This window comes from Halalkalibacter sp. AB-rgal2 (genome assembly GCF_041821005.1).
In the GTDB taxonomy this organism is placed as follows: domain Bacteria; phylum Bacillota; class Bacilli; order Bacillales; family Bacillaceae_D; genus Halalkalibacter.
The window spans coordinates 186,377-210,540 of sequence record NZ_JBGUAV010000001.1 but is presented as its reverse complement, the minus strand read 5'-3'; the positions used below and the strand labels follow the sequence as shown (position 1 = coordinate 210,540).

Annotated in this window: 23 protein-coding genes; 7 read left to right on the top strand and 16 right to left on the bottom strand. The window is 38.2% G+C overall.

Annotated features, from left to right (window positions below):
• Window positions 1-74 precede the first annotated feature (74 nt).
• The 4 genes from ACERJO_RS01000 (at window position 75) to ACERJO_RS00985 (ending at window position 5,887) form a co-directional block, all read left to right on the top strand.
• Window positions 75-1,406 carry an ABC transporter substrate-binding protein gene (locus ACERJO_RS01000; RefSeq protein WP_373646318.1) on the top strand — a complete coding sequence of 444 codons (1,332 nt, stop codon included), beginning with the start codon at window positions 75-77 and terminating at the stop codon, window positions 1,404-1,406.
• A gap of 81 nt (window positions 1,407-1,487) precedes the next feature.
• The gene (locus ACERJO_RS00995; RefSeq protein WP_373646317.1) at window positions 1,488-2,348 is read left to right on the top strand and encodes a carbohydrate ABC transporter permease; all 861 of its coding nucleotides are present in this window, start codon (window positions 1,488-1,490) and stop codon (window positions 2,346-2,348) included.
• On the top strand, window positions 2,348-3,208 hold the full coding sequence (locus tag ACERJO_RS00990) for a carbohydrate ABC transporter permease (protein WP_373646316.1): 861 nt from the start codon (window positions 2,348-2,350) through the stop codon (window positions 3,206-3,208). Before ACERJO_RS00995 ends, ACERJO_RS00990 begins: the two co-directional genes overlap by 1 nt.
• A 27-nt stretch (window positions 3,209-3,235) precedes the next feature.
• Entirely contained in the window at window positions 3,236-5,887 is a 2,652-nt protein-coding gene (locus ACERJO_RS00985) for a family 78 glycoside hydrolase catalytic domain (protein ID WP_373646315.1), read from the top strand.
• A 139-nt stretch (window positions 5,888-6,026) separates the two neighbouring features.
• Here the strand turns inward: ACERJO_RS00985 and ACERJO_RS00980 are convergent, their stop codons facing one another.
• The 3 genes from ACERJO_RS00980 to ACERJO_RS00970 form a co-directional block, all read right to left on the bottom strand.
• Window positions 6,027-9,413: an alpha-L-rhamnosidase gene (locus tag ACERJO_RS00980; protein ID WP_373646314.1), complete on the bottom strand. Its 3,387-nt coding sequence runs from the start codon at window positions 9,411-9,413 to the stop codon at window positions 6,027-6,029.
• Between the two features lie 388 nt (window positions 9,414-9,801).
• On the bottom strand, window positions 9,802-10,806 hold the full coding sequence (locus tag ACERJO_RS00975) for a FecCD family ABC transporter permease (RefSeq protein WP_247105256.1): 1,005 nt from the start codon (window positions 10,804-10,806) through the stop codon (window positions 9,802-9,804).
• Window positions 10,806-11,861 carry a FecCD family ABC transporter permease gene (locus ACERJO_RS00970; RefSeq protein ID WP_373646313.1) on the bottom strand — a complete coding sequence of 352 codons (1,056 nt, stop codon included), beginning with the start codon at window positions 11,859-11,861 and terminating at the stop codon, window positions 10,806-10,808. Before ACERJO_RS00970 ends, ACERJO_RS00975 begins: the two co-directional genes overlap by 1 nt.
• A 156-nt stretch (window positions 11,862-12,017) precedes the next feature.
• Between ACERJO_RS00970 and ACERJO_RS00965 the strand changes: the two genes are divergently transcribed.
• Window positions 12,018-12,998 carry an ABC transporter substrate-binding protein gene (locus ACERJO_RS00965; protein ID WP_373646312.1) on the top strand — a complete coding sequence of 327 codons (981 nt, stop codon included), beginning with the start codon at window positions 12,018-12,020 and terminating at the stop codon, window positions 12,996-12,998.
• 50 nt (window positions 12,999-13,048) lie between these two features.
• On the opposite strand, the gene ACERJO_RS00960 is transcribed toward ACERJO_RS00965, so the two are convergent.
• Window positions 13,049-13,546, bottom strand: coding sequence for a hypothetical protein (locus ACERJO_RS00960; protein WP_373646311.1), 498 nt, complete (start codon window positions 13,544-13,546; stop codon window positions 13,049-13,051).
• Window positions 13,547-13,852: 306 nt separating this feature from the next.
• Between ACERJO_RS00960 and ACERJO_RS00955 the strand changes: the two genes are divergently transcribed.
• Window positions 13,853-14,800, top strand: a complete 948-nt coding sequence (locus ACERJO_RS00955; protein ID WP_373646310.1) for an ABC transporter substrate-binding protein — start codon at window positions 13,853-13,855, stop codon at window positions 14,798-14,800.
• A 56-nt stretch (window positions 14,801-14,856) separates the two neighbouring features.
• Here the strand turns inward: ACERJO_RS00955 and ACERJO_RS00950 are convergent, their stop codons facing one another.
• The 12 genes from ACERJO_RS00950 to ACERJO_RS00895 all read right to left on the bottom strand — a co-directional run bounded on the left by ACERJO_RS00950 (window position 14,857) and on the right by ACERJO_RS00895 (window position 22,869).
• Window positions 14,857-15,708, bottom strand: coding sequence for an ATP-binding cassette domain-containing protein (locus tag ACERJO_RS00950; RefSeq protein WP_373646309.1), 852 nt, complete (start codon window positions 15,706-15,708; stop codon window positions 14,857-14,859).
• Window positions 15,709-15,720: 12 nt separating this feature from the next.
• Window positions 15,721-16,104, bottom strand: a complete 384-nt coding sequence (locus ACERJO_RS00945) for a GntR family transcriptional regulator (RefSeq protein WP_373646308.1) — start codon at window positions 16,102-16,104, stop codon at window positions 15,721-15,723.
• A 12-nt stretch (window positions 16,105-16,116) separates the two neighbouring features.
• Window positions 16,117-16,857, bottom strand: a complete 741-nt coding sequence (locus ACERJO_RS00940; RefSeq protein ID WP_373646307.1) for a hypothetical protein — start codon at window positions 16,855-16,857, stop codon at window positions 16,117-16,119.
• A gap of 11 nt (window positions 16,858-16,868) precedes the next feature.
• Window positions 16,869-17,345, bottom strand: a complete 477-nt coding sequence (locus ACERJO_RS00935; RefSeq protein WP_247105248.1) for a small multi-drug export protein — start codon at window positions 17,343-17,345, stop codon at window positions 16,869-16,871.
• 164 nt (window positions 17,346-17,509) lie between these two features.
• Entirely contained in the window at window positions 17,510-17,920 is a 411-nt protein-coding gene (locus ACERJO_RS00930; RefSeq protein ID WP_247105247.1) for a hypothetical protein, read from the bottom strand.
• Between the two features lie 274 nt (window positions 17,921-18,194).
• Complete coding sequence (locus tag ACERJO_RS00925; protein WP_247105246.1) at window positions 18,195-18,551, bottom strand: MmcQ/YjbR family DNA-binding protein; 357 nt, start codon at window positions 18,549-18,551, stop codon at window positions 18,195-18,197.
• A 203-nt stretch (window positions 18,552-18,754) separates the two neighbouring features.
• Window positions 18,755-19,546: an AraC family transcriptional regulator gene (locus ACERJO_RS00920; protein WP_373646306.1), complete on the bottom strand. Its 792-nt coding sequence runs from the start codon at window positions 19,544-19,546 to the stop codon at window positions 18,755-18,757.
• A gap of 171 nt (window positions 19,547-19,717) precedes the next feature.
• A complete protein-coding gene (locus ACERJO_RS00915) occupies window positions 19,718-20,902 on the bottom strand; it encodes a DUF418 domain-containing protein (protein ID WP_373646305.1) in 1,185 nt (394 codons plus the stop codon).
• Window positions 20,902-21,978 carry a saccharopine dehydrogenase family protein gene (locus tag ACERJO_RS00910; RefSeq protein WP_373646304.1) on the bottom strand — a complete coding sequence of 359 codons (1,077 nt, stop codon included), beginning with the start codon at window positions 21,976-21,978 and terminating at the stop codon, window positions 20,902-20,904. The genes ACERJO_RS00915 and ACERJO_RS00910 overlap by 1 nt, the downstream gene beginning before the upstream one ends.
• A gap of 2 nt (window positions 21,979-21,980) precedes the next feature.
• A complete protein-coding gene (locus ACERJO_RS00905; protein WP_373646303.1) occupies window positions 21,981-22,163 on the bottom strand; it encodes a hypothetical protein in 183 nt (60 codons plus the stop codon).
• Complete coding sequence (locus ACERJO_RS00900; protein WP_373646302.1) at window positions 22,160-22,666, bottom strand: class I SAM-dependent methyltransferase; 507 nt, start codon at window positions 22,664-22,666, stop codon at window positions 22,160-22,162. The genes ACERJO_RS00905 and ACERJO_RS00900 overlap by 4 nt, the downstream gene beginning before the upstream one ends.
• Window positions 22,663-22,869, bottom strand: a complete 207-nt coding sequence (locus ACERJO_RS00895) for a hypothetical protein (protein WP_373646301.1) — start codon at window positions 22,867-22,869, stop codon at window positions 22,663-22,665. Before ACERJO_RS00895 ends, ACERJO_RS00900 begins: the two co-directional genes overlap by 4 nt.
• A gap of 118 nt (window positions 22,870-22,987) precedes the next feature.
• Here ACERJO_RS00895 and ACERJO_RS00890 point away from each other — a divergent pair, with 118 nt between their 5' ends.
• Window positions 22,988-24,067 (top strand): helix-turn-helix transcriptional regulator, encoded by a 1,080-nt coding sequence (locus tag ACERJO_RS00890; protein ID WP_373646300.1) that lies wholly within the window; start codon window positions 22,988-22,990, stop codon window positions 24,065-24,067.
• Window positions 24,068-24,164 lie beyond the last annotated feature (97 nt).

The following is a 24,164-nucleotide window of genomic DNA, read 5'->3' as shown; positions in this document are numbered from 1 at the left end:
GAAATAGATAGGTTTTTTATTGTTGTAAGCGCTTTTAAAATAAGAATGTAAGAAAAAATAAGGGGGTAAGAAAAATGACTTTATTAAAAAAACAGTGGTTGTTAGGTGTAGCAGTCTTATTACTATTAACTATGGCAGCATGTGGTGGCAATGATTCAGACACAGGTACTTCAGGTGATAATGACAGTGAAACAGAATCAAATGAACCCGTGACACTTTCACTTTTAGTTGGTAATCAAACCGTATTAGATGGGATTGAAGCTGTAGCGGAAGAAATTGAAGAGTTATATAATATTCGAACCGATATTGAATTAAGGCCAGGTGGATCAGAAGGTGATAACCTTGTTAAAACGAGGTTAGCAACTGGCGATATGACAGATTTACTTGCTTATAATTCCGGCTCGCTCTTTAAAGCATTAAACCCAGAAGAATATTTCGTAGATCTATCTGGTGAAGAATTCACTCATAATTTAGAAGATGTATATACCGAAGCTGTTTCGGTAGGTGATGCTATTTATGGTATCCCGTCAACAAGTGCTGCAGCAGGGGGATTGCTCTATAACAGAGCCGTTTATGAAGAGTTAGGCTTAGAAGTTCCGACAACTTGGGATGAATTTTTAGAAAATAACGATATTATTAATGAAGCCGGTATTACACCTGTAATAGCATCTTATCGTGATACATGGACATCTCAACTCTTATTTTTAGCAGATTTTTATAATATCCATTCGATAGATCCTGATTTTGCAGACAACTTTACAAATAATGAAGCTAAAATTGCAGATACTCCGCTTGCATTAAGAAGCTTTGAGAAGTTACAAGAATTATTAGAGCGAGGGCATTTTAATAATGAGCAATCTTCGACAGGTTACGAGGATGCATTAGCTATGCTAGCCCATGGTGAAGCTGCACATTATCCAATGCATACATTTCCTTTAGCTGAGATTAGAAATACTTTTCCAGATGAAATTGATAATATAGGTTTCTTCGGACTACCTGGAGACGATCCAGATAATCATGGTATTACGTTATGGTTACCAGATGGAATCTATGTTAATAAAGATTCAGAACATGCAGAAGAAGCAAAGCAATGGATTGAATATTTCGTATCTGAAGAAGGTCTAACAACGTATATGTCCGTTATGCAAGCTGATGGTCCTTACATGGTGTCAGGTGTTGATTTACCTGAAGATTCATACGAGGCGGTAAAAGAAATGGTTCCCTACATTGATGAAGGAAAAGCAGCTCCTGCACTTGAATTCATTTCTCCTCTTAAAGGTCCAAATTTAGAACAAATTACAGTAGAAGTTGGATTAGGGATGGTAACACCTGAGGAAGCTGCTATAAATTATGATCGTGATGTCGAAAGACAAGCACAACAGTTAAACTTAGAAGGTTGGGAATAAGGTTTGATTTAATATAGAAGAAGCCCTGTTATATTACTTCTTTAACAGGGCTTTTCTATTAAGAAATAAGGGGGGAGAACAATGAAAATAAATAAAGTATATAGCTATTCTTTGTTAATTCCTGCTGGTCTTATATATGCTTTATTGTTTTTATATCCAACTGCTGTGTCTTTTTTCTTTAGCTTCACACGATGGACATTAACAGATTGGGAATGGATTGGCCTAACAAATTTTAGAATGTTTTTTGAAGAATCTTCTCTAATGATCGGCTTCAAAAATACATTTGTCTTTGCCTTTTTAACAGCAGGATTAAAGGTCGTATTCGGATTGCTTTTTGCTGTATTTTTAACATCACAAATAAAAACGAAACGATTCATTCGCTCAACTGTATTTTTCCCTGTTTTAGTAAGTACTATTGCAGTCGGTATCGCATTTAGTGTGTTAATGCACCCATCGCAAGGGTTAATTAATCAATTTCTTTCCTTTATAGGAATTAATGGTCCAGATTGGTTAGGGAATCCAAATCTAGCTATTTATTCTGTTGCATTAGTTGATGTTTGGAAAGGAGTAGGAATAGCTACAGTTATTTTCATTGCTGGGATGATGTCAATTCCGAAAGATTATTATGAAGCACATCAAGTAGATGGCGGAAACAAAGTTAATGCTTTTTGGCATATTACTTTACCTCTTTCAAGGCCAGCCATAAATGCCGTAATTATTTTAGCTTTAATTGGTGGACTTCGTACATTCGATCTTGTTTGGGCCATGACTGGTGGGGGACCTGGATTTAGTTCTGACTTAATCGCTTCGATTATTTACAAACAATACCAAGCAGGGTTCTATGGCCTTTCAACGGCTGGCAACGTCATTCTATTCCTAATGGTTGCCGTCATCGTCTATCCAATCTTTAGGTATTTAAATAGAAAAGAGGTGAACCTATGATGCGACAATCAAAGTTAAATAATGGTAAGAGAAAACGAAATATAGTTCAAATCATTGTTGAGTCATCTCTAGTGCTAATATGTGCTGTAGTGTTTATCATTCCATTTTATTTTATTGTTGTTAATGCGATGAAAACGAGAACAGAAGCGGCTCAACTATCCATTGCATGGCCTTCAGAATTTCGTATTATTGAAAATATTCAAGAAGTATTAGCCGCTAGAGATGGGATGTTGCTCTTAGCATTCTTCAATAGTACGGTCATTACAGTGACTTCTATTTTCATTTTGTTAGTCATTTGCTCGATGGCTGGCTTTGTTTTGCACCGTCGCAAGGGGAGATTAGTGAGTATAATCGGCTCAACCTTTTTAGCAGGTTTAATGATTCCACCTGCTGTTGTCCCTACTATTTGGGTATTAGAACAATTTCATTTATTCAAAACATTTCCAGGTATTATTTTGGTCATGGTTGCGATTTCCATTCCATTTTCTGTTATTTTATACACAGGCTTTATTGCTACAATTCCCAAAGACATTGATGAAGCTGCGATTATTGATGGGTGTGGTGGTTTTAGGTTGTTCTTTAACATTATATTTCCGATGTTAACGCCTATTCATTCCACCGTTATTATCTTGAATGCTGTACAAATCTTTAATGATTTCGTTCACCCATTATATTTTTTCCCAGGCTCAGAAAATGCAACCGTTCAGCTAACTTTATATAACTTTATGAGTATGTATAATACAGACTGGAATTTGCTATTTGCTAATGTGTTACTAATTACAATACCTCCTTTCATCTTGTTTTTAATCTTTAGCGAGAAGATTGTTGCAGGTATGACTTCTGGAGCAGTGAAAGGGTAATGACAGTATTAAAGGAGGAAAAAATTTATGATACAAGTTTACGATGTAAGGTGTGAGTACCTAAAAAATCCAGTAGGTCTCGATGTCCTAGAACCGAGAATTAGTTGGAAACTAACATCTGAAGAGAGACATGTTAAACAAATGAGCTATCAGCTACAAATAGCAGCTGATGATAACTTCTCATCCATTATATGGGATTCAAATGAGGTTATTTCTGACAAAAACCTTCATATTACTTTAACCGACATTCAACTAGTGTCAAGGAAACGCTATTATGTTCGTGTTAGAGTAACCGATCAAAAATCGAATATGTCTTCCTGGTCCGACATTGCTTATTTCGAGATGGGCTTATTAACTGCAAATGAATGGCAGGCGAATTGGATCATCCCCCCCATTACAATTAACGGAGAGCCCTGTCCTGAATTTAAAAAAACATTTCATGTATCAAAGAAAGTCACTCGAGCTCGCCTATATGCAACAGCATTAGGTTTGTATGAATTAAAATTAAATGGTGAAAGAGTTGGCAATGATTATTTCACTCCAGGTTGGACTCATTATGAATCAAGGTTACAATACCAAACATACGATGTGACTGATAAGTTAGTTGCAGGAGAAATAGAATGGACAGCATTATTAGGAAATGGTTGGTATAAAGGAAACCTTGGCTGGATAGGTGCTCGTGATATTTTTGGAGATCGGTTAGCATTGTTAGCCCAGCTTCACATTGAATATACAGACGGCTCTGAGGAAATGATCGGAACTGATAATTCTTGGCAAGTTACAGCAAGCGCTCTACAAATGTCTGAAATCTACCACGGTGAAACGTTTGATGCTACAGCGACAACAAGTGATTGGCAAGTAGTTGAAACAATTGATCATCCTAAAGATATTTTAGTTGCCCAGGAGAATGAACCTGTGCGAAAAATTGAAACGGTACGACCTCAAAAATTAATCCAAACACCCAATGGTGAAGTTGTCATTGATTTTGGGCAAAATTTAGTCGGTTGGGTTGCTTTTGATATTGAAGGTGAAGCCGGTCAAAAACTTGTCATTAAACATGCTGAAATATTAGATGGGGACGGTAATTTTTATACCGACAACCTAAGAACTGCAAAACAAACAAATACATTTATTATAAAGGGTAACGACAAAGAATCCTTTGAACCACATTTTACATTCCAAGGTTTTCGCTATGTACAATTAATCGGTTTTCATGATAAACAATTAGATTTAACTAATTTCCGTGCTGTTGTTTTACATTCTGATTTGGAATTTACAGGAGACTTCACATGTTCCGACCCTTTAGTAAACCAGTTACAAAGTAATATTATTTGGGGATTAAAAGGGAATTTCTTAGATGTTCCAACAGACTGTCCACAGCGTGATGAACGATTAGGCTGGACAGGTGACGCACAAATGTTTATACGAACGGCCAGTTACTTAGCCAATGTAGCTCCATTTTTCAAAAAGTGGTTACGTGATTTAAAAGCTGAGCAACTAGAAGATGGTAGTATCCCATTTGTGGTTCCAAATGTTCTTATTGAGGATATGAAAGAGCCTGAAGATACAACTACTCACAAACCTTATGGATCAGCTGCATGGGGTGATGCAACCGTTATTTGTCCATGGACGTTATATATCGCTTATGGTGATGAAAGAATTCTCGCTGAGCAGTATGATAGTATGAAAGCTTGGGTTGAATATATTAAATCACAAGGTACAAACCCTTATTTATGGAATACAGGATTCCACTTTGGCGATTGGTTAGCATTAGATGCTAAGCCTGATAGTTATATTGGGGCAACAGATCGTCCTTATATCGCAACTGCCTTCTTTGCTTATTCAACATCGCTAGTTCGAAAAGCGGCTAAAGTACTTGGCAAAGATGAAGATTACCACTATTTTTCTAGTCTTGAAGATCATATTATTAAAGCATTTACGAATGAATATGTCACGCCAAATGGTAGACTAGCTGTTCCGACGCAAACGGCACAGTTGTTAGCATTAATGTTTGACTTAGTGGATAACAAAGGAAAAGAACGCGCCGTCTGCAAGCTACAAGAATTGTTAGAAGAAAGCGATCATCATTTAACAACTGGATTTGTCGGTACTCCTTACCTCAATCACGTGTTAACAGAAAATGGTATGAATGACGCTGCTTATAAACTATTATTCCAACAAGATTACCCTTCTTGGTTATATCAAGTCACTAAAGGGGCCACAACCATTTGGGAGCATTGGGATGGCATTAAAGAAGACGGTTCGTTTTGGAGCACAAATATGAACTCATTTAATCACTATGCATATGGTGCAATTGGTGATTGGTTATATCGTAAAGTAGCCGGCCTTGAACTTGATGAACAAATACCTGGATTTAAGAAAATTATGATTAAGCCTTACACCGGTAATGGGCTAGACTATGTCGAAGCAAAATTAGAGTCAATGTATGGTCAAATTTGCAACGCATGGAAAAAAACAAACACTGGCATAGAATTAGAAGTTACGATTCCAGTCAATACGACAGCAAGCATTCATCTATTAAATGTAGACCGTGACCATATAAAAATAGACCAACAAAATCCAGAAAATGTAGAAGGAGTGCTTTTAGTAACTAATCAAGGAAAAGACACAGTGGTCACAGTTGGTTCTGGAACCTATGAAATAGTAACGAGCCTATAACTTAACGTTTTCAAACGATACCCTTAGAAACATAGTGTAATAATAAAAGTGGCACTCACCCAATGAGTTAGGGTGTGTGCCACTTTTTCATTTACAAAATTATCCTCGATCTCTTTAGTCATGCAATGTCTCTTTCATTTTACCAAAAGACCTCAAGTGATCGTGCACCAATTAACAAGTGAGCTTTTACACTCTCAGATAGTTCGACTTTATTATTTAAATGTTTTAAGAAGTTATTCAAGTGATGCTCTGCTTGTTTATATGCATCTCGATTAAGATGGTGCTGTACTTGATTTAAGCTGTTTGTTAATTGTCTTGAAAGTGGTTTTGTTACATCACTAGAGTCAATATAGCTTTCTAGTAATCCTTTCAACAAATCAATAGATTTTATTTCCTCACCGTTAATGACAGAATGGAATTCATAGCTACCTGATTGAAGTTCAAATACAGCTCTTCCATCCTCAAATTTAATGAATTCTACACCTTCTGCATTCGATGCTAACACATCTCCTTCAAGCACCATGTTTTCTGAAACGGCTTCTAGATAAAGAGTAGCTGTCGTATTTGCTGGAACTGTTGTTTTATAAATAACCGTATTCCCTTGATTTGTCCATTCGCTTTCTATTGTTCCATATACCGAGTCATATGAACCTTTCACCCAATCAATTCGGTTATAGGTATCTACAGTTGGCTTCAGAATAGTATGTTTGAATCCTGGGTTGCTTGGGTCATTAGAAATCCCAAGCATATCACTATACATCCATTCACCAATAGCACCGTATGCAAAATGGTTAAAGGAATTCATACTGGCTGGTCCAAATCCATCTTCTACGGAGTAAGAATTCCACCTTTCCCAAATAGTTGTTGCTCCGCTCTTGACTGAATATAGCCATGAAGGCATTTCATCCTGTAGAAGGAGAGTATACGCTAGGTCAGAATGTCCAACTTCACTTAACACAGGTCCTAAAACATTTATTCCTAAGAATCCAACAGATAAAGTATTTTCCGCAAAATACACTCTCGCACTATCTGGATTAGCAGCCTTGTATTCATCGGTATTTTGTATATTAGCTACCAATAAATCAACCATCTGTTGCCTTTGTTCTTCATTTTCATGAAGCCCTAGTTTCAATGCCCATAACAAAGACGTTTGAGCATTATCCTCACCAGGGTTCGATAAGTTTCCAGTTGTTCTACTACCTGCTAACAATGTTAGATTTCCTTCATCTATAACAATATAGTTTTCGATAAAGGCTACCTTAATATTTTCAAATAATGTCTTATATTTTTCAACATCTTCTGAATAACCAAGAACTTCTGCCATCTCAGCCATAAGCATAGCATCATATGCGTAGAAAGCATCACTAAGTAAATAGTGATTAGATCCCGACATTGCACTAACATCAGGTCTTTGGAATGACAACCAATCCCCATACGTACTGCCCGGCCCTCGATAAGTATCGCCAGTCATTGAATATAACAAATCCATGTACTCTTCCATACTTTCGTATGCTCTTTCAATTAACGTCGTATCTCCTGTCATTTGCCAATGAGTCCATGGAACAATAACTCCTGCATCTGACCAACCAGAGTCTGGTGATGTATTCCTACTGTAACGAGAACGTGGAACTGTTACTGGATATGAACCATTGTCGTATTGGGCATTAATCATATTATCAGTAAAGTGTTCCATGAAGTTAATAGTATCCATGTTGTAGAACCCAGTTTTTGCAAATAATTGTACATCTCCTAACCAACCTGCACGCTCATTCCTTTGCGGGCAATCCATAGGTATCCACAAATAATTACCACGTTGACCCCATTCAATATTACTAATTAGTTGATTCACATCTTGATTAGATGTCACTAATGAACCCGTAACATCAACAGCAGAGGTAGCAACTTTACCTGTTAAATTCTCAATTTCAACAGAAGCTCCTTCCGTTAAAACCGTTACTTCTACATATCTAAAGCCATAAAAAGAAAGAGAAGTTTGGTAAGATTCGCCTTCCTCATCACCGTTTAATGTATAATAGGCGCTTGCTTGAGCTCCCCTAAGGTTAGCAACATAAATTGAGCCTTCTGGTCCGTCAGCCCCATTACTATCATCATTTAACATTTCAGCGAATCGTATTCTAATCTCTGTACCTTCTTCTCCGTTCACATTAATATTAGGGACACCTACCATATTTTGTCCAAGATCATATATGACCGTTTCACCCTCTGTAATAGATGGTGAAAACTCTTTAGCTCGTTCTGGATCGCTCTCTGATTTCTCTGGAACAATGTCAATTTCTCCTCTTGCATTTCTACTAGACTCTTGATTAACAATAGAATCATACGTAGTAACTGAAATTGGATATTGATCAAGTTCATCTACAATTTGTGCTGTTTTTCCATTATAAGACGTAACGATAGCATTCGGAAATTGTTCTGTATAACCATGCTCTTTTACATCATCCCACTCAGAATCATCAAATCCAGTTTCATTCCACCCATTAATTTTTTTCGTTGCATCGTAAATTTCACCGTCGTAAATATCATCCGATATATAGGGACTATCATTTGTTCCTTTCCATCCAGAAGTTGTATCTGTTACGATACTTTCAGTTAATCCATCTGTATACGTAATGAGCATTTTAGCAAATAGGGCCAGGTCATTACCTGAATTACTATAATAAGGTGCTCCGCCTGAGGAAATCCTACTGTTATACCAACCATTTCCTAGTATCGCCCCAATAGTAACATTTTCCTTACCTTCTAAATAATGTGTCACATCATAGGTCATATAATTAATTTCTTTATCATAGGAAGTCCACCCTGGTGCCAACAGTTCATAGGATGTATCTCCTTCTTCAGTTAAAACTCCTAACTTTTCACCATTTATATATGCGTCATAAACACCTAATGCAGTAATATACAAACGTGCACTTTCTACCTCTCCATTTAATGATGCTTCCTTACGTAGCATAGGTGCTCCATTTTCTTCAGTTGCATCTAAAGCAATCCATTGGGCACCATCCCATCCTTCTACTCCATCCGTGCTCAATAGGCCCGTCTCAAAGAAGGAGTCCTCTGATGATTCAATCATGTCTCCATCTTTATCCCATACCGTAACTTTCCAATAATAGCGTGTCGAAGCTTGAAGAGTGTCTCCTTCATATTGAACGGCAACCGACTCATTCGACTCGACTTTTCCACTATCCCAAACATCTGCACTTTCAGGAGTTAAGTTATCAGAGCTCGTAGCTACTAATATCCTATACGCTGTTTGCTGTTGTCCACGAACTCCTGAAGCTATCTCCCAACTAAAGCGGGGCTTCTCTATATCCACTCCGATAGGGTTGTTCTGGTATTCAACCCTTAAATTATTCATATATGTCTGATTGCTTGCTGCCTTCACACTTGATGAGTCATTAGATTGGATTGATAATCCCGTATTAAAAACTGATACAGGAATCACCAATAAAAAAGTAGTAACAATGATCAAACAACGCTTGAGTAACTTGGATCGACGATTACTCATCATGTTCCTCCTTTTATTTCGCTTTTTTCGCTTCCATTCATAATAATAACCTCCTTCCTCAACTAAAAGGAAGCGCTTTCATAAAATTATCATTTTTTATCATTATTTTTAAGGAGACAATTCTCAGATTAGTAGGATATTCTTCATTAACTATCATTTTTTATAGAAATATAGCTGACTATTAATAGACCTAATGTGAAAATAATATATTTTTTCTACAAAAAATTGTTAGGGAATACAATTTGAGTAAAAAATAAAGGAAGAGGAAATAATTGTAATCATTACCTCTGCCTTCGTCTTCGATTATCTCTTACAGTTATTCACACTACAGCTTTGCATTTGCAGTAAAACTCTCATTAAAACTCTGTATATATGAAGAAATAACTTCCTAATCCACCTTAATCAACAAATAAATAAAATACGGCGCTCCTAAAGCCGAAACAACAAGCCCAACTGGTATTTCAGACGGTGCTAGGGCATTACGTCCTATCGTATCAGCAACTAATAAAAGCAGGGCTCCCATTAGTGCCGTTGTCGGAATTAGAACGTGATACTTCTGCCCGACAAGTCGCCGTGCTAAATGCGGTGCGACAAGTCCTAAAAAAGAAATTCCACCACCAACCGCTACACAAGAGCCTGCTAGGGCAACAGAAAGAATCAATAGTATTCTTCTTTCCTTTTCAACATCAGCCCCGAGACCAGTTGCCACTTGATCACCTAATGATAGAACATTCAAATATCGTGCTTTATAAATAACAATTGGAATTAAAATGAGAATCCATGGCAAAATCGTTAATACAAACGTCCAATTCGCTCCCCAAATACTTCCTGAAAGCCAAATCGTTGCTTGCATAAAATCTTGTGGATTCATCTTCAATTGAACAATAAGAAGCGCAGCACCAAATGCCGCATTCACACCAATTCCGACAAGAATGAGCCTAACGGGTGTTACGCCTTGTTTCCAAGCAAGTGTATAAATGAGAAAGGCTGCTAGTAAGCCTCCGATTAAGGCTGCAACTGGCATGACAAATATCGAAAGCGTACCAAGACCTGAAACAGAACCTTGGAAGAAAAAGATAAAGAGAACAACAGCTAACCCTGCACCGGCATTAATCCCTAAAATCCCTGGATCAGCCAATCCGTTCTGTGATACCCCTTGTAAAATCGCACCTGACACACCAAGACCTGCACCAATAAGCAAGGCAATGACCATTCTTGGCAAGCGAAATTCAAACAATACGAGCTGATCATTTTCAGTTCCTGAACCGAATAATGTCTTAATTACATCAATCGGTGTAATTTTTATGTATCCTAAATTCAAACTCACAAAAAAGCTGATAACTATGAAGATCATAATGAGAATCATAATGAGAATCGGTTTCTTTTCTTTCATTACATTCCCCTCCCATCACGTCGAGCAAGGTAAAGGAAAAAGGGCACTCCAATTAAAGCCGTAATCGCCCCTACTGGTGTTTCAAATGGTGGGTTCACTATGCGCGCTCCTAAATCTGCTAATACTAAAAGCAACGCTCCTAACAGTGCCGAACACGGAATGATCCAACGATAATCTACACCTACTAAGAAGCGAGTGATATGCGGGATGACTAGACCTATAAATCCAATGGTGCCAGCGACTGAAACCGCTGCCCCGGTTAAAAGTAAAACGACAATCGTTCCCAACACTTTTACTAGTCTCGTTCTTTGTCCCAACCCCTTTGCTACATCTTCACCTAAACTTAAAACAGTTATCGAACGTGATAAAATAATAGCAAGAGTAATACCGACGATCGCAACTGGAATGAGGAGTTGAACACTGAACCACCGCACACCAGCAACGCCTCCTGCGTACCAAAAGCTAATGTCCTGGGCAACATGAAAATGAATCGCAATCATCGAGGAGATCGAGCTCAATAATGCGGTTACAGCAGCACCAGCTAATGCTAGCTTAACAGGTGTCAGTCCACTTCTTGAGAGACTTCCAATTGTAAAAACAAGCCCTGCTCCCAATCCAGCTCCGATAAATGACCAAATCATTAAGCCGAGATAGGATGTCCCTGGAAAAAAAGCAAATGCGATCGCAATCATAAATGCAGATCCAGCTGTTACCCCCATAATACTAGGAGAAGCTAACGGATTGCGTGTCATCCCTTGCATAATCGCACCAGAAACGGCTAAAAAAGCTCCTACTAATCCAGCTGCTATTGCTCGTGGCAAACGTAATTCTTGAATAATTTGATGCTCGGTCAAATCAGGATTAAACTGAAAAACTCCCGTCCAGACCGTTTTCAAATCAATACTAGCTGCACCAAATGATATTGATACAGCTATACCAAAAACAAGAGCAATCGCTCCAATAATTAGTATACTTACAGCGAAGACAGGTCGCGTCTTTAAATTCTTAACCTCTTCACTTGGGGAAAGCTCCGATTTCCTATCCTTTGTTTCCATCTTGACGCATCCTTTATAAAAGTTTATGATAATGAGAATTATTTTCAATATAAAGTATAGTGATTTACACCTATAAAATCAACAACAGCTTCTAAATATATGAAAATAAAATAAATAGTTTAAGAGAATCAGTTAGATACAGGGGGGAATTATACAATGAGCAAGAAACACAGAATTACTTCACTATTAGCCATTTTGCCTTTATTCATCATGCTTTCAGCGTGTAGCGAAGCTAATGAACCAGCTTCTGAACAAGAGCAAACACCGGATGCTCACCAAGAAGCTTCAGCGAACGAATATGTATTAACAGATGCGCTTGGAAATGAAGTGGACATACCTACTAACCCCGAACGCATTATTGCTTCGTATTTAGAAGATCATCTAATTGCTCTAGGAGTAACTCCGATTGCACAATGGTCCATTCATGATGGTGAGGGTGTGCAAAACTACTTGCAAGACTATTTAACAGGCGTCGAACCCATTCCATTCGACTTACCTTTCGAAGCCGTAACAAGCTTCTCACCTGATTTACTAATTATGAGCTCAGCCGAATTAGTATCTGAAGGAAAATATGAGCAATATGCTAGAATTGCACCTACCTATGTTGTGGCAGAGGAAACAAATGATAACTGGCGTGAAACCCTTACTCAACTGGGTGACGTGTTGAATCGTGAGGAAGAAGCTACAACAGTATTAGAAGGTTATGAAGCAAAGGCACTAGAAGGAGCAGAGCAATTGTCAAGCGAAATTGGGACAAATTCAGCAGCAGCTCTTTGGCTCACGAGTAATCAATTTTTTATTGTGAGCAAAAATGTATCAAGTGGCGCAGTCTTGTATGATGATCTTGGGATTACCATTCCAGCAACGGTTGAGAAGGTCTCAGAATCAGCTACTGGAAACTGGTCAGCTATTTCATTAGAAGAATTAGTTGAACTTGACGCTGACTATCTATTTTTAATTAATAGTGATAGTAGTGATGGCTCTGAAATGCTCGATGATCCATTATGGCAGAACATCCCTGCTGTCCAACAAAATCAAGTATACGAATTTTCATCTGATACAAGCTGGCTCTATTCAGGTCCAATCGCTAATGAACAAATCATTGATGATGTATTATCTAGCTTGATTGATAAATAATACGAAACAGCCTCGTTCTACGTCGACGTAGAACGAGGCTGTTTTTACCCTTACAAATCATAATACTCCCACTCAATTTCCATTCCCCATTCACCGGCAAGCTCTTCTAATTGTTCTACAAACTGGTCATCAATTTCTCTTGCTTCAAGAATCGTATCCATATATTGATCTGGATCTAAATCAATTAACCATTGATACTCTGCATCTAGCTCTATTTGCAAAGATTGAGTATATAGTTGATGAATTTCTTGTAATCTCTCATTGTCAATTTGTTCACCGTATTCTTCAGACTCAACAACTAGTTGCTCAAGTGTAGGAATAAATGTCTCTTCTGTATATACAACAATATCCTCTTCGAATTCAGCCGTTTCGAAAGCCTGTTCTGATTGTATCTGTAAGTTAACATATTTATCCGTCATCCCATTTGTATCCTCTAAATAATCTTCCATTAACCCAACATTCCCATTGATGGTATGGATGATCGAGCATCCTGAAACTATCCCTAATACGATGACTGACACGAAAACCATCATTACCTTTTTCAACATTTTTAATCATTACCTCCTGTTTTTTACATTTGAACCTATAAAATTATAGAGGAATGTGGAGAATATGGGAATAGACCGAATATCCTATTTTAATGCTTTAAACAAATTAATCTCCTAGTAAAGCTTCTTCCACTTGGTCTAACACTACATGATATGCTACTGGGCCATAACCAGAAACCCATTCTGAGCTATCAACAAAATACACTTGTTCCTGCTGTACAGCAAAAAAGTGTTAGACAATCAGTTACAAATAGCATAACATTAATGATAATGATATTCATTAATGTTAATGACGGAGGGTATAACATGCATTCAAAAGTTCAATTGTTCCTGGTTTTCTTATTACTACCATTAGTAGGTTGCAATAGTGAGAGCTCTAGTAGTTCTCCCGAAGCTAATGAAAATGGCGAAACAAAGCTGTATACAGATGTAACAGGTAGGGATGTTGAAATTCCTGTTGAGCCGACAAAGGTTGTCACAACCCAATTTTTAGATGCACTGCTAGCATTAGATATAACACCTATTGGCGCACCATCACACGTATTAGATAACGAGTACTTAGGGGATCTCCAAGAAGGGGTAGCAGATTTAGGTCACCCATACTCCATGGAAAAAATAATAGAATTAAAACCTGACCTTATTATTACTTCCGATCCAGATGAAGTAGAACAACTAATGAAAATAGCGCCAACTGTTGTCGTCCCATGGATGTACGGTGATGTATTTGCACAGTTTAAAGAAATAGCTTCCATATTGGGGAAGGAGCAACAAGCTGAACAATGGATAGCAAGCCTCGATAACCTTGCTGCTAATGTACAAGAGGACGTTGCTACTAAGATCTCAGAGGATGACACTGTCTCGATATTCATGACGTTTGGTAAAGATGTACTCAGAATATACGGAGGAAGAAATATAGGACATATTATCTATCGCTCTTTAGACTTAACACCTCCGACGTACATAAAGAACAGGTTAGAACAAGACCCTACGTTCGAAGAATTTGTCTTCGATCAAATTTCAATGGAAATGCTACCTGAATATGCAGGCGATCACATCATCATGCTCGTTTACGACCAAGAAGCAAGAGATGAAGGCGGGATGTTTCATCAAGTAGAAGAAAGTACGCTTTGGCAAAATCTTGAGGCTGTTCAAAATGAACAAGTATACTATATAGACCCTGATCCTTGGTTCTCTTATTCTCCTATTGCCATTGAGAAATCATTGGAACAAGCTAGCAAGCTTTTTTCAAATTAGTAAAGGAAAAGGGTTTATCCAAAAATCATTTCTCACCTTTTAGATAAACCCTTGCCTTATTCAAAATAATACTCCATCACTTCATCTAACTCTAATCGTTGTCTATGGGTAACTTGAACATCCTTTTCCTGAAGAATTTCTTCAACATTAGGGAGATGATCCGTTACTATTTGTAAGGGCGCATGACTAATCGATTTTACATTTGGATGGTCTTCGAGCTGCTTGGGTAATGAGGATATCCAAATTCTTGCCCAGCACTCTTGAAGTTCGTCCTTTTCAAACTGATCAATAATCTGTCCTTGATTAATGAACCATATATAATCACTTAATTGCTTAATCTCATCCTGTTGATGAGTCGCAATAATAATACTCCTTGCACCACTTTCCATATAATCCATTAAATCTTCCTTCATCTTTCGTTGTGAAATGAGATCAATACCTGAAGAAGGCTCATCAAGCAATAATAACGATGGGTGATGGGCAATCGCTAAGATAAAATCAATCTTTTTCTTCGTTCCTGTTGAACAATTACGATACTTTTCACTCAAATCAATTTCATAGCGCTCTACTAACGATTCATACCACTCGTGATCCCAATTTGAATACCAATAAGAGACAAACGATGTTAATTCTTTAATGGACAATTGTTCAAATACATTATACAGCCCAATTCCCACATAGCCGACAGACTGTTTGAAAGAAGTCTCCTTATACCTTACATTTTCGTTATTCCATGTGATAACCCCTTGATCTTCATGGACCTGATTCATTAATAAACGGAAAAATGTACTCTTTCCAGATCCGTTTGGACCGACTAGAGCGACAATTGCACCTTGCTCCACTTCGATATCAATAGGACCAAATGAGAAGGATTTATAGCTTTTCGTTAATTGATTCACCTTTAACATCATCTCACCACACTATCCTTTTTGATTCATAATTTGATCAAACGCTATTCGAATTTCTTCTCTCGTACTACCCATTAGCTCAGCTTGCTCAATGGCTTGCTGTAGTGCGGAAAGAATGACTTCTTGCTTCGTATTTTGTTTCATATTATGATCTAATTCCTTTACAAACGTTCCTTTACCTTGAACAGTTTTAATAAACCCATCATTTTCCAGGTTTTGATACGCTCTCCTCGTTGTAATGACACTACAGGCCAATTCACTAGATAGTGCTCGAATAGAAGGAAGTAACGTATGAGCAGATAGCTGCCCACTCACAATTAACGTTTTCACTTGCATTTCAATTTGATGATAAATCGGTTGCTTACTATCGTCTGATACAACGATCGGTAGCTTCATAACTCCAGCCTCCTACACATAGTCTCTCGTTAAGAGGCGTTTCTTCAAAATGTGATAAAAGATCACGCAAGTGCTTCCCCCAACTAAAACGGAGATACTTGCAGCGAACCAACCATAGTCTTCAATTAAACGAAAGCTCGATTCAACAATACCAACATTATATACATGCTGGAACAATAGAGTTAAGACAATATAAATTAAAAGAAAGACGAATGAAAACAAATAAAGCATCTTCCCATTTGTCCCAAACTCAACAAACGTGTTAAAGCTTCCGAATAGTAACGTATATCCGAACCAAGCGATGATAAAGATCATCCAATTCTCCACAGATACATATTGAAAGAACGGTTCTGCTATTCCGATTGTAAGAACAGTATAAAAGACGATCGACATCGTCAATAGCGTCAGTAGCATAAATACTATTCGACTTAACGCAATGACACTAATTGGAATTGGTAATGCCCGGTAAAAACCAATTCGTTTCCCAAAAGGGTCTTCTTTAATCGTTCGAAACGTTAAATAAGGTCCCGACATAAACAATGCAGAGAAGGACGGTAAGATCCCTAGAAAAATCAGATCATGCACAAATTTGCTATAGAAGATATCTTCGCCACCATACATTTGCCTGGCAAACAAATCAAAAAGCGGGATCGTAATTAGACCGATAAAGGCTGCCGCCAACATCGTTAACAGAAATGCCCCACTGTGAAATTTCAATTCTTTTTTAATGAGCCATATTGAACTCTTCCACATCCTTTACCCCCCTATTCTGTAAAAAATCGTTCAAGGAAAGGATGCTCAATATTTAATACATCAATACCGAAAAGTGCCAGTATAGATAGAACGATACTCCAACCACAAATACTAATGAGCATCCAAACCGTTACCGCTTTTTTCGTACCACCGAATACTAACCCTAAGAAAGCAACTAAGTGACTTCCGATAATAAACGGCGCAAGCAACGCAAAACCAGGTAACCCATATTTTTGCCACATCCTTTGTGCTCTTGCCGCTTTTTTACTCGACCGTTCTTCTCCCTTCTTTTTCTTGCGCCACTCTCTAATTTTATCAAAAAAGACGATTACAATTAAAACGGTCAGTACATTTCCGGCTATCGCAAGAATGACTGAAGGAGCAAATGACAATCCTCCAAATACGGCAATCGGGCTAATATAAATTGCTTCCATAAGCGGTGTTGCTGACAATAAAAAGACTAATACATACATCCATAATACATCCATCATTTCAATCACCTCAAAGTGTTATAGTGTTTATATCAATATAAACAGTATAACACCATTTACCGTATTGTCAACTACAATAATAAACCTCCATGCAAATAAGCTTACCGAAATCTCGTTACACGAAATTTTAACGACAAGCTCAAGTTGGACTGTAAATCCTGCTAAAACTGAATAAATAGGTAACAAACAAAGATCGCAATAAGGACTGTATCTACAAGCGCAAGATACAAACCTATTTTAGACGATTTCACTTTTTCTAATTTATAGTTAAATAGACAATCATACAAGCTTATGATGAACAGAATGCCTGCCATAATAGCGACAACTAAATACTCTGTCACTAAGACTGCTAATATGTAAATCAACCATCTCCGAAAAAAATTGAATGTAAAAATGAGAACAAATATTGAAAAGGAATTAGGGTTTACATCTAATTCATCCTCAGTTTGAATCTCTCCAAGCCCTTCTTTAATCTGTTTATGTTCTCTTAAATAGCTAATATTGATCCACAATAGAACGAAGCAATATACGATAATAAACATTTCTTCATTGTTTAGCACAAATTCAGGCAATGGCACTCCTCCCTTCAATTACTCCAGGACATTTCAATCAATAACGACGCCTATTTTTCATTATAACACGAACCTCCTAAATGATTGGTACGAGTTATGTTTGAGAGACGTAATGAGGTCACTGATTTGACTAGCAATGGCTTCACTCGTTACTCGTTTGATAAGAGCATATCAAGCTTTTTAAAATAGACAAACTGCTTCGCGCAATGCTAAAAGGGCACCGAAAAAGTTAAAAGCAAACTTTTTCAATGCCCTCTGAAATACGCCCCCCGTTTCAAGCTTTCAATTCTTCCTTTTTTTTCTTCGTTAATTTGGAGAACACGAGTCCATAGGATTCCTCGATCATTTGTTCCATAATTTCCTTAGGTACATCACATTCTTCAAGGAGAACCGAATTCCAATGCGTCTTATTAACATAGTATCCAGGAATGACACTTTCGAACTCCCGACGGTAATGATCTGCTCTTTCAGGCTCACATTTTAACGTAACAATTTGTTTTCCTTCACCGTTTGTTCCCATCATCGCAAAAATCTTCTCACCGACAAGATACCGTATCGCTTCCCACTCTTCCTTATAATCACGCTCAGCTCCCAATTGCTTCTGACAGACTTCCTCAATAAACGATTGCACGCCTAATCAACTCCTGTTTCTTCATTATGCTGACACAGCCAACACATACTGTTAATGATTTTATGAATGTAAGGTCATTCATAACTCGCACACAATATGTACAAGCTTTGCCAAACTATTTGTTTTAGTTAAGCACATGCACATGCTTGCCCTTATCGTATCTACAACACTTTTCAATGTATTGTAAAAAAACGACATACACGTTATATCTCTTGTATCATCCTCTTAGGAGTCCTTCCACTAAATGTTTTAAAGTCCCTTATGAAATGAGATTGATCAACATACCCATACTGATAAACTAGATCTGCTGCATCACACGTGCGAGTAGCGTACATTCTTCGCCATATTTTCTGAAAGCGAACAAGATTGATCATTTTTTTCGGAGAGAGTCCGGTGTATGTTCGAAATAACCGTTCCAGCTGTCGTGCCCCAATCACACAATGCCTCTTTAGATCCTTCTGCGTAATAGGATCATTCGCCTGTAGTATCAAGTCCATGCTATTAAGAAAGTCAGGGTGAAGCTGTTTTCTTTCTTCAACTATCCTGTTCAATAAAACATTCTCGATCAGCTTTATCTTCTGTGCAGGATTCACACTTATAAAATGTTCACTTTGAAATAATGATGTTAGCATTGGAAAGTAATCCTTTGAATCACCAATGATATTTTTAGTTGATGTCAAATCCTCCGCAGAGAATAACCAACCACTCCACCCAAAAAAACGAATTCCTAACACGGCGCTCGCTAACTCCGTTGTCGTATCAAAATAAGTATCATTCATTCCCGAAAAGATCGAACGAACCTTATTTGATTCTTCATCAATATAGATCAAAACATCCATACATAAATCGGGAATCACACGCGATCGAGATTGAAGCAGGTGATCAAACCAAAAACAATGGACATACGTCTTTAAGATCGGGTGAGGCTCATACTCATCATAACCAATTTGATGAGGTTTAGCCGTTAACGTTTGAAACCTTTCCAGAAATTTCACGTCTACCTCCTGCTTTCATCCTTTCCTAACTCATTCGCCATTTAAAATTCGATTCCTCTAAAAAGTTCGTAAGCTTAACTGTTGAAAAAGAAACAATCCAAAAGGAATTGTCTCTTTTATACTAGCACTTCTCTTGGCGTAAGGATTCGTTATATAGTTGCTTTCCTAGCTTCACACCTTATAATACGTATACTTTCGCCACAGCCACTCCATTGGCCCCATTTTATTACGACTTAACCAATATCGGCTTATGAATATTTGGAATATAAAAATAATAACAGCAAGTAGGAAGCCAGCAGCTGCTTCAATTTTTCCGAACAAGCCAAGGCCATAGCTATAAAACAACGATGTACAAATAAGCGTTTGAAGCAAATAGTTGGTAAACGCCATCCTTCCAACAGGCTGAAAAAAAGCAATGATGACTCTAAACCGTTGTGATTGCATACACACATAGATAGCACTTACATAGAAAAGAGCTAAAGCTGGCCCACTTACAGAATACCCGATATACTGAATCACATAATAAGGTGAGCTAATATAATCGACATAAGATTGAGCCCAAATGGACAACAGAGCAAAGGGAAACCCAATGCAGAAGCTATAATTTCGAATTTGTTTCATCGTCCCTATGTGTTGCTTGGCATTGGCAATTAGACGGCTCTGCCATGCATACATACCAAGTAGAAAAAGCCCAAGAATAACAGGCGCCATAAGGATATAGCCTTGATAAATCATAGCTATATCAACTAAACGCTGCAGAAAAATCTCCCAAGCTGATCCATTCGCATAAGCATATAGAGCTTGATCATACATATCTCCAACTACCTTGGGAAAGGAGCCTCCTGAATCAAAACCGACTAACAATAATAGTGAAAGCAACACCAACGGCATGATTAGTAATGCTCCAGACCAAACGAGCAATGTCCTACTCTTCTTGTTCAAATAAAAGGGTAGGAGAAAAGCGATGAGGGCATATAATGTTAAAATATCTCCATACCAAAAAAAGAAGAGGTGAATGAGTCCAACAACAAGAAGAAAACGAATCCTCCTTCGATAGATTGACCTTGCATGCACCTCTTTATTTTCGAGCCTTGAAAGGAACAGAGCAAACCCAACTCCAAACAAAAAGGAAAACAAACTAACAAATTTAAATTCAAATGCCACAGTCACAATGATCACAACAATCTCATTTAATAGACCCTCGCCCTTCGATAGACCTAGTATATCGGCAAGCAAAGCTGGCGTTGAAAAATAGCTCATGTTTACAACGAGTATACCAAACAACGCTATTCCTCTGAGTACATCTAACTCTAATAAACGTTCCTTCTCCTTTGTTGGAACTACTTCCCCCTCCATCATACTCCCTCCGCTTCTCGTTCCCAACGTACTGTAGGCTGCAGATCTTTATACACTTCGCCCCATTGAAAAAGTTGTTCGATATGCATAACACCAGATGAATATACGCCTTCATATAATTTCTTTGCGACCATACTCGTTACGGATGCTGTTATTTCTGCCTCTTCTTTACCATGGACGGCTGACTTCACGATCATCTTTTGACCATCCTTCATTCCAATTACTTCCGTACAGACAGCAAAGTCAGATGAACCCCATTGGAGCTTTTCAAACAGCACCAGAAGGAGCGCTTCAGGAAATAGGTGAACCAATCGACTTACTTTTAGTAAATGGACCGCTTGTGTGACGAAACGAGAATCAAAGCAAAGTCTTGTCGATACTGGTATGTCAAGCCTCTTTCCAAGCACATGCTGATCAGCAAAATTAAAACGGTAAGCGTTTCTTTTATTCAATTGACTAACAAAATCAGTCGCTTTTCCATCTGTAAAGCCTGGATAGCTCACAACCTCCTCCTTCTCCCTCAACTTAAACGTTTCCTTCGTTTGCTGTAATGTCCAACGAATGGCCTCCCTCCCATGCTCATCTCCTAGTCCAAGCATGATAAAAAGATTCATTTCCGTTAAAGTATCTAATTTCGCCGCGGCCCAAGTAGCTAACAGGTTTGATATACCTGGAGCTAAGCCAACACTCAACAGCGCCGTCGCTTCATTCTCAATCGCTATGTCATTCAACTTCTCTACCTGTTCAATAAAAGAATAGGAGGCCGTAATATCAATATACGTGATCCCATGCTTGAGACATTGCACAACAAAATCGGTAGAAGTTTGCTCCACACACATAATGACAATTCGAACATCATGTAATAATGCAGGATCTACCCCTTCGCTCACATCTATATACAAGGGAAGCACCTTTCCATTTGTAGATTGTGCGAACTCCTTCGCCTTCTTTTCATTTCTTCCTGCTGCATATACGATAGAAGGGAAATCATTCGCGAGCTGGTGACAAACCTTTCGACCAACATGACCATACCCGCCAATGACGATGATTTTATCTCTAATTTCCTTCATGATCATTCTCACCTCCTTTTAAAACATATATAGGCATCAATCAAATAAGAACGGAAATAGCAGCTCACATCCTCAAGCTGACAATCACGTAATAGTGCTAAAAGCTCCATCTCTGTTATAAGGTCTGTCGTATCGCCAACAGACTCAGCAAACTGCTCAAATTGATGTTCCTCTATTCCCTGACTTATCATATGCTCTCCCCAAGCCGCCATTTGCACAGAAAAACGCGACTAGTCGGATCACCATTTATCATTGCTAAGCAAAGTGGCGCACCTGCTGGGATGTAGGATGCTAGTCGCTCCAAAAATTGACGCTTGTTATCCTTTCCTTTTACAAAATGCAAAACCAGTAAACAGGTGATGCCATCATAAAGAGTACTTTCAGAAAATGATTCTAACGACGTGAATCGATAACGAATTCGATTACTTACCTTCTCACGATCGATACGTACTTTCGCTAACTCAAGCATCGGTTGAGACGAATCAATCGCCGTGAACGACCAACCCTTCTCTTTAGACGCCAGTGTGGCAAGCTCTTCTCCTCCACCCGCTCCTATAACGAGTAGATTAGCTTCACGTTTTGCGACTGCCTCTGTCATTAACCGAGATGTTATATCATAGAGCAGGGGATAGCCCGCAATTTTACGTCGAATCAAATGCTCATAATCATATACGCTTGGATTATTCCACTTCATGATTCAATCACTCCTTCGACAGTATTCCATGTTTCAACATGTAGGTTTTCATCCTCCTCAGCTACGAGTACAAGTGGTATGAGCGATGGTGCATGAGGTGTATACACCGTAATCTTATCACTTAAATTTTGTTCTGACGTTGTAGCGCACACTCCTATGATGAAAGTAATAACCAAAACGAGTATTCCAGTAAACCATTTCACTTTCCCCTTCACGCCCTTTCTTTTCTTATGTATAATACTAGTAATAATCATTATCAATTATAAAAATAGTCACCATAAAAAAACATCCCATATAGTTGGGATATTGATTGGAGGGATTATGTTCAATATTGATCAACTAAAAAACAAGTTAACGACAGCCGATTTCCAGCAGCATTCTTATGCTTTCCGCCAATTTGTGCTCAATGAATTAAAAGCGTGTATTCCTTACACTGCTGCTTGCTTCACGACAATCGACCCTGAAAGTCTTCTCTCAACTGGTGCTGTCATCGACAAGCTCATTGAGCCGATTCATTCATATATTCTTGAAAATGAACATAGAGGCTTCGATTACAATCACTACTTCCAATTAGTCGATTCACCGCCTCACATAGCAACGTTACATGACGCAACTAACGGAGACCTACCTCTTAGTCATCGTTACACACACATTCTAGCACCAACTGGAATTCTCGATGAGCTCCGTGCTGCATTAATTGATCAAGGAAAGTGCTGGGGATATTTAACTCTTTTTCGTTCCGAGCATCAATCCGCTTTTTCAAAGGAGGAGCAACATGTCATTAGTAATCTACTACCAATTTTAACAAAAGCCGTGAAAAGGCTAACGATCCAATCATCCTTTTCACCGTTCACTCCCCAATCAGAAGAGGCTATTATGATTTTCTCAGATACATTTGAGCTACTTTCTGCCAATGAAGCCGCACACGCTTTACTAAACTCATTAAGAGAGCAGGAACAATTAAAAGAGGGTTTACTCCCACGTCCTATTGAAACACTGTGCTCAAAAATAAAAGCAAACTCCTCCACTAAAGGAGATCAGAAATGTCAGCAACAATCAGTTAGTATCCCAACTGCACACGGCCAGTTACTCTCTCTTTATGCAACTCAACTAACAGGAGAGAAGGTTTCAAAGCAATACGCTGTCATCTCACAACATACGAAGCCTTTTGAACGGTTAAGCTATACGCTCCTCTACTACGGTCTCACAAAACGTGAAATTCAAATTGTCGAGCAAATCGTCTATGGACACACAACAAAGCAAATAGCTAGCCACTTGTACATTTCGACTCATACAGTACAGGATCACTTAAAATCAATCTTTGCCAAATTAAACGTCCATAGCCGTAGAGAATTACTGTCCATGCTCAATCAAACAAATACGTCCGTTCCTAGCAAATAGCCATACGTAATTCCTCTGGTCCATTCTCGTTTCGATGCACCTTCTCTCTTCTTTTCCTACCAAACCTTCACCTATTCCTCTTCTAGTGCACTTTCTC

Coding starts and splice junctions, on each gene's coding strand:
- ACERJO_RS00940 (WP_373646307.1), bottom strand. CDS start 16,857: ATGTGGAAGAGTTCAATATGGCTCATTAAAAAAGAATTGAAATTTCAC.
- ACERJO_RS00910 (WP_373646304.1), bottom strand. CDS start 21,978: ATGATCATGAAGGAAATTAGAGATAAAATCATCGTCATTGGCGGGTAT.
- ACERJO_RS00955 (WP_373646310.1), top strand. CDS start 13,853: ATGCATTCAAAAGTTCAATTGTTCCTGGTTTTCTTATTACTACCATTA.
- ACERJO_RS00995 (WP_373646317.1), top strand. CDS start 1,488: ATGAAAATAAATAAAGTATATAGCTATTCTTTGTTAATTCCTGCTGGT.
- ACERJO_RS00915 (WP_373646305.1), bottom strand. CDS start 20,902: ATGGAGGGGGAAGTAGTTCCAACAAAGGAGAAGGAACGTTTATTAGAG.
- ACERJO_RS00970 (WP_373646313.1), bottom strand. CDS start 11,861: ATGGAAACAAAGGATAGGAAATCGGAGCTTTCCCCAAGTGAAGAGGTT.
- ACERJO_RS00950 (WP_373646309.1), bottom strand. CDS start 15,708: ATGTTAAAGGTGAATCAATTAACGAAAAGCTATAAATCCTTCTCATTT.
- ACERJO_RS00890 (WP_373646300.1), top strand. CDS start 22,988: ATGTTCAATATTGATCAACTAAAAAACAAGTTAACGACAGCCGATTTC.
- ACERJO_RS00935 (WP_247105248.1), bottom strand. CDS start 17,345: ATGGATGTATTATGGATGTATGTATTAGTCTTTTTATTGTCAGCAACA.
- ACERJO_RS00985 (WP_373646315.1), top strand. CDS start 3,236: ATGATACAAGTTTACGATGTAAGGTGTGAGTACCTAAAAAATCCAGTA.
- ACERJO_RS01000 (WP_373646318.1), top strand. CDS start 75: ATGACTTTATTAAAAAAACAGTGGTTGTTAGGTGTAGCAGTCTTATTA.
- ACERJO_RS00905 (WP_373646303.1), bottom strand. CDS start 22,163: ATGATAAGTCAGGGAATAGAGGAACATCAATTTGAGCAGTTTGCTGAG.
- ACERJO_RS00965 (WP_373646312.1), top strand. CDS start 12,018: ATGAGCAAGAAACACAGAATTACTTCACTATTAGCCATTTTGCCTTTA.
- ACERJO_RS00990 (WP_373646316.1), top strand. CDS start 2,348: ATGCGACAATCAAAGTTAAATAATGGTAAGAGAAAACGAAATATAGTT.
- ACERJO_RS00960 (WP_373646311.1), bottom strand. CDS start 13,546: ATGTTGAAAAAGGTAATGATGGTTTTCGTGTCAGTCATCGTATTAGGG.
- ACERJO_RS00975 (WP_247105256.1), bottom strand. CDS start 10,806: ATGAAAGAAAAGAAACCGATTCTCATTATGATTCTCATTATGATCTTC.
- ACERJO_RS00980 (WP_373646314.1), bottom strand. CDS start 9,413: ATGAGTAATCGTCGATCCAAGTTACTCAAGCGTTGTTTGATCATTGTT.
- ACERJO_RS00900 (WP_373646302.1), bottom strand. CDS start 22,666: ATGAAGTGGAATAATCCAAGCGTATATGATTATGAGCATTTGATTCGA.
- ACERJO_RS00945 (WP_373646308.1), bottom strand. CDS start 16,104: ATGAAGCTACCGATCGTTGTATCAGACGATAGTAAGCAACCGATTTAT.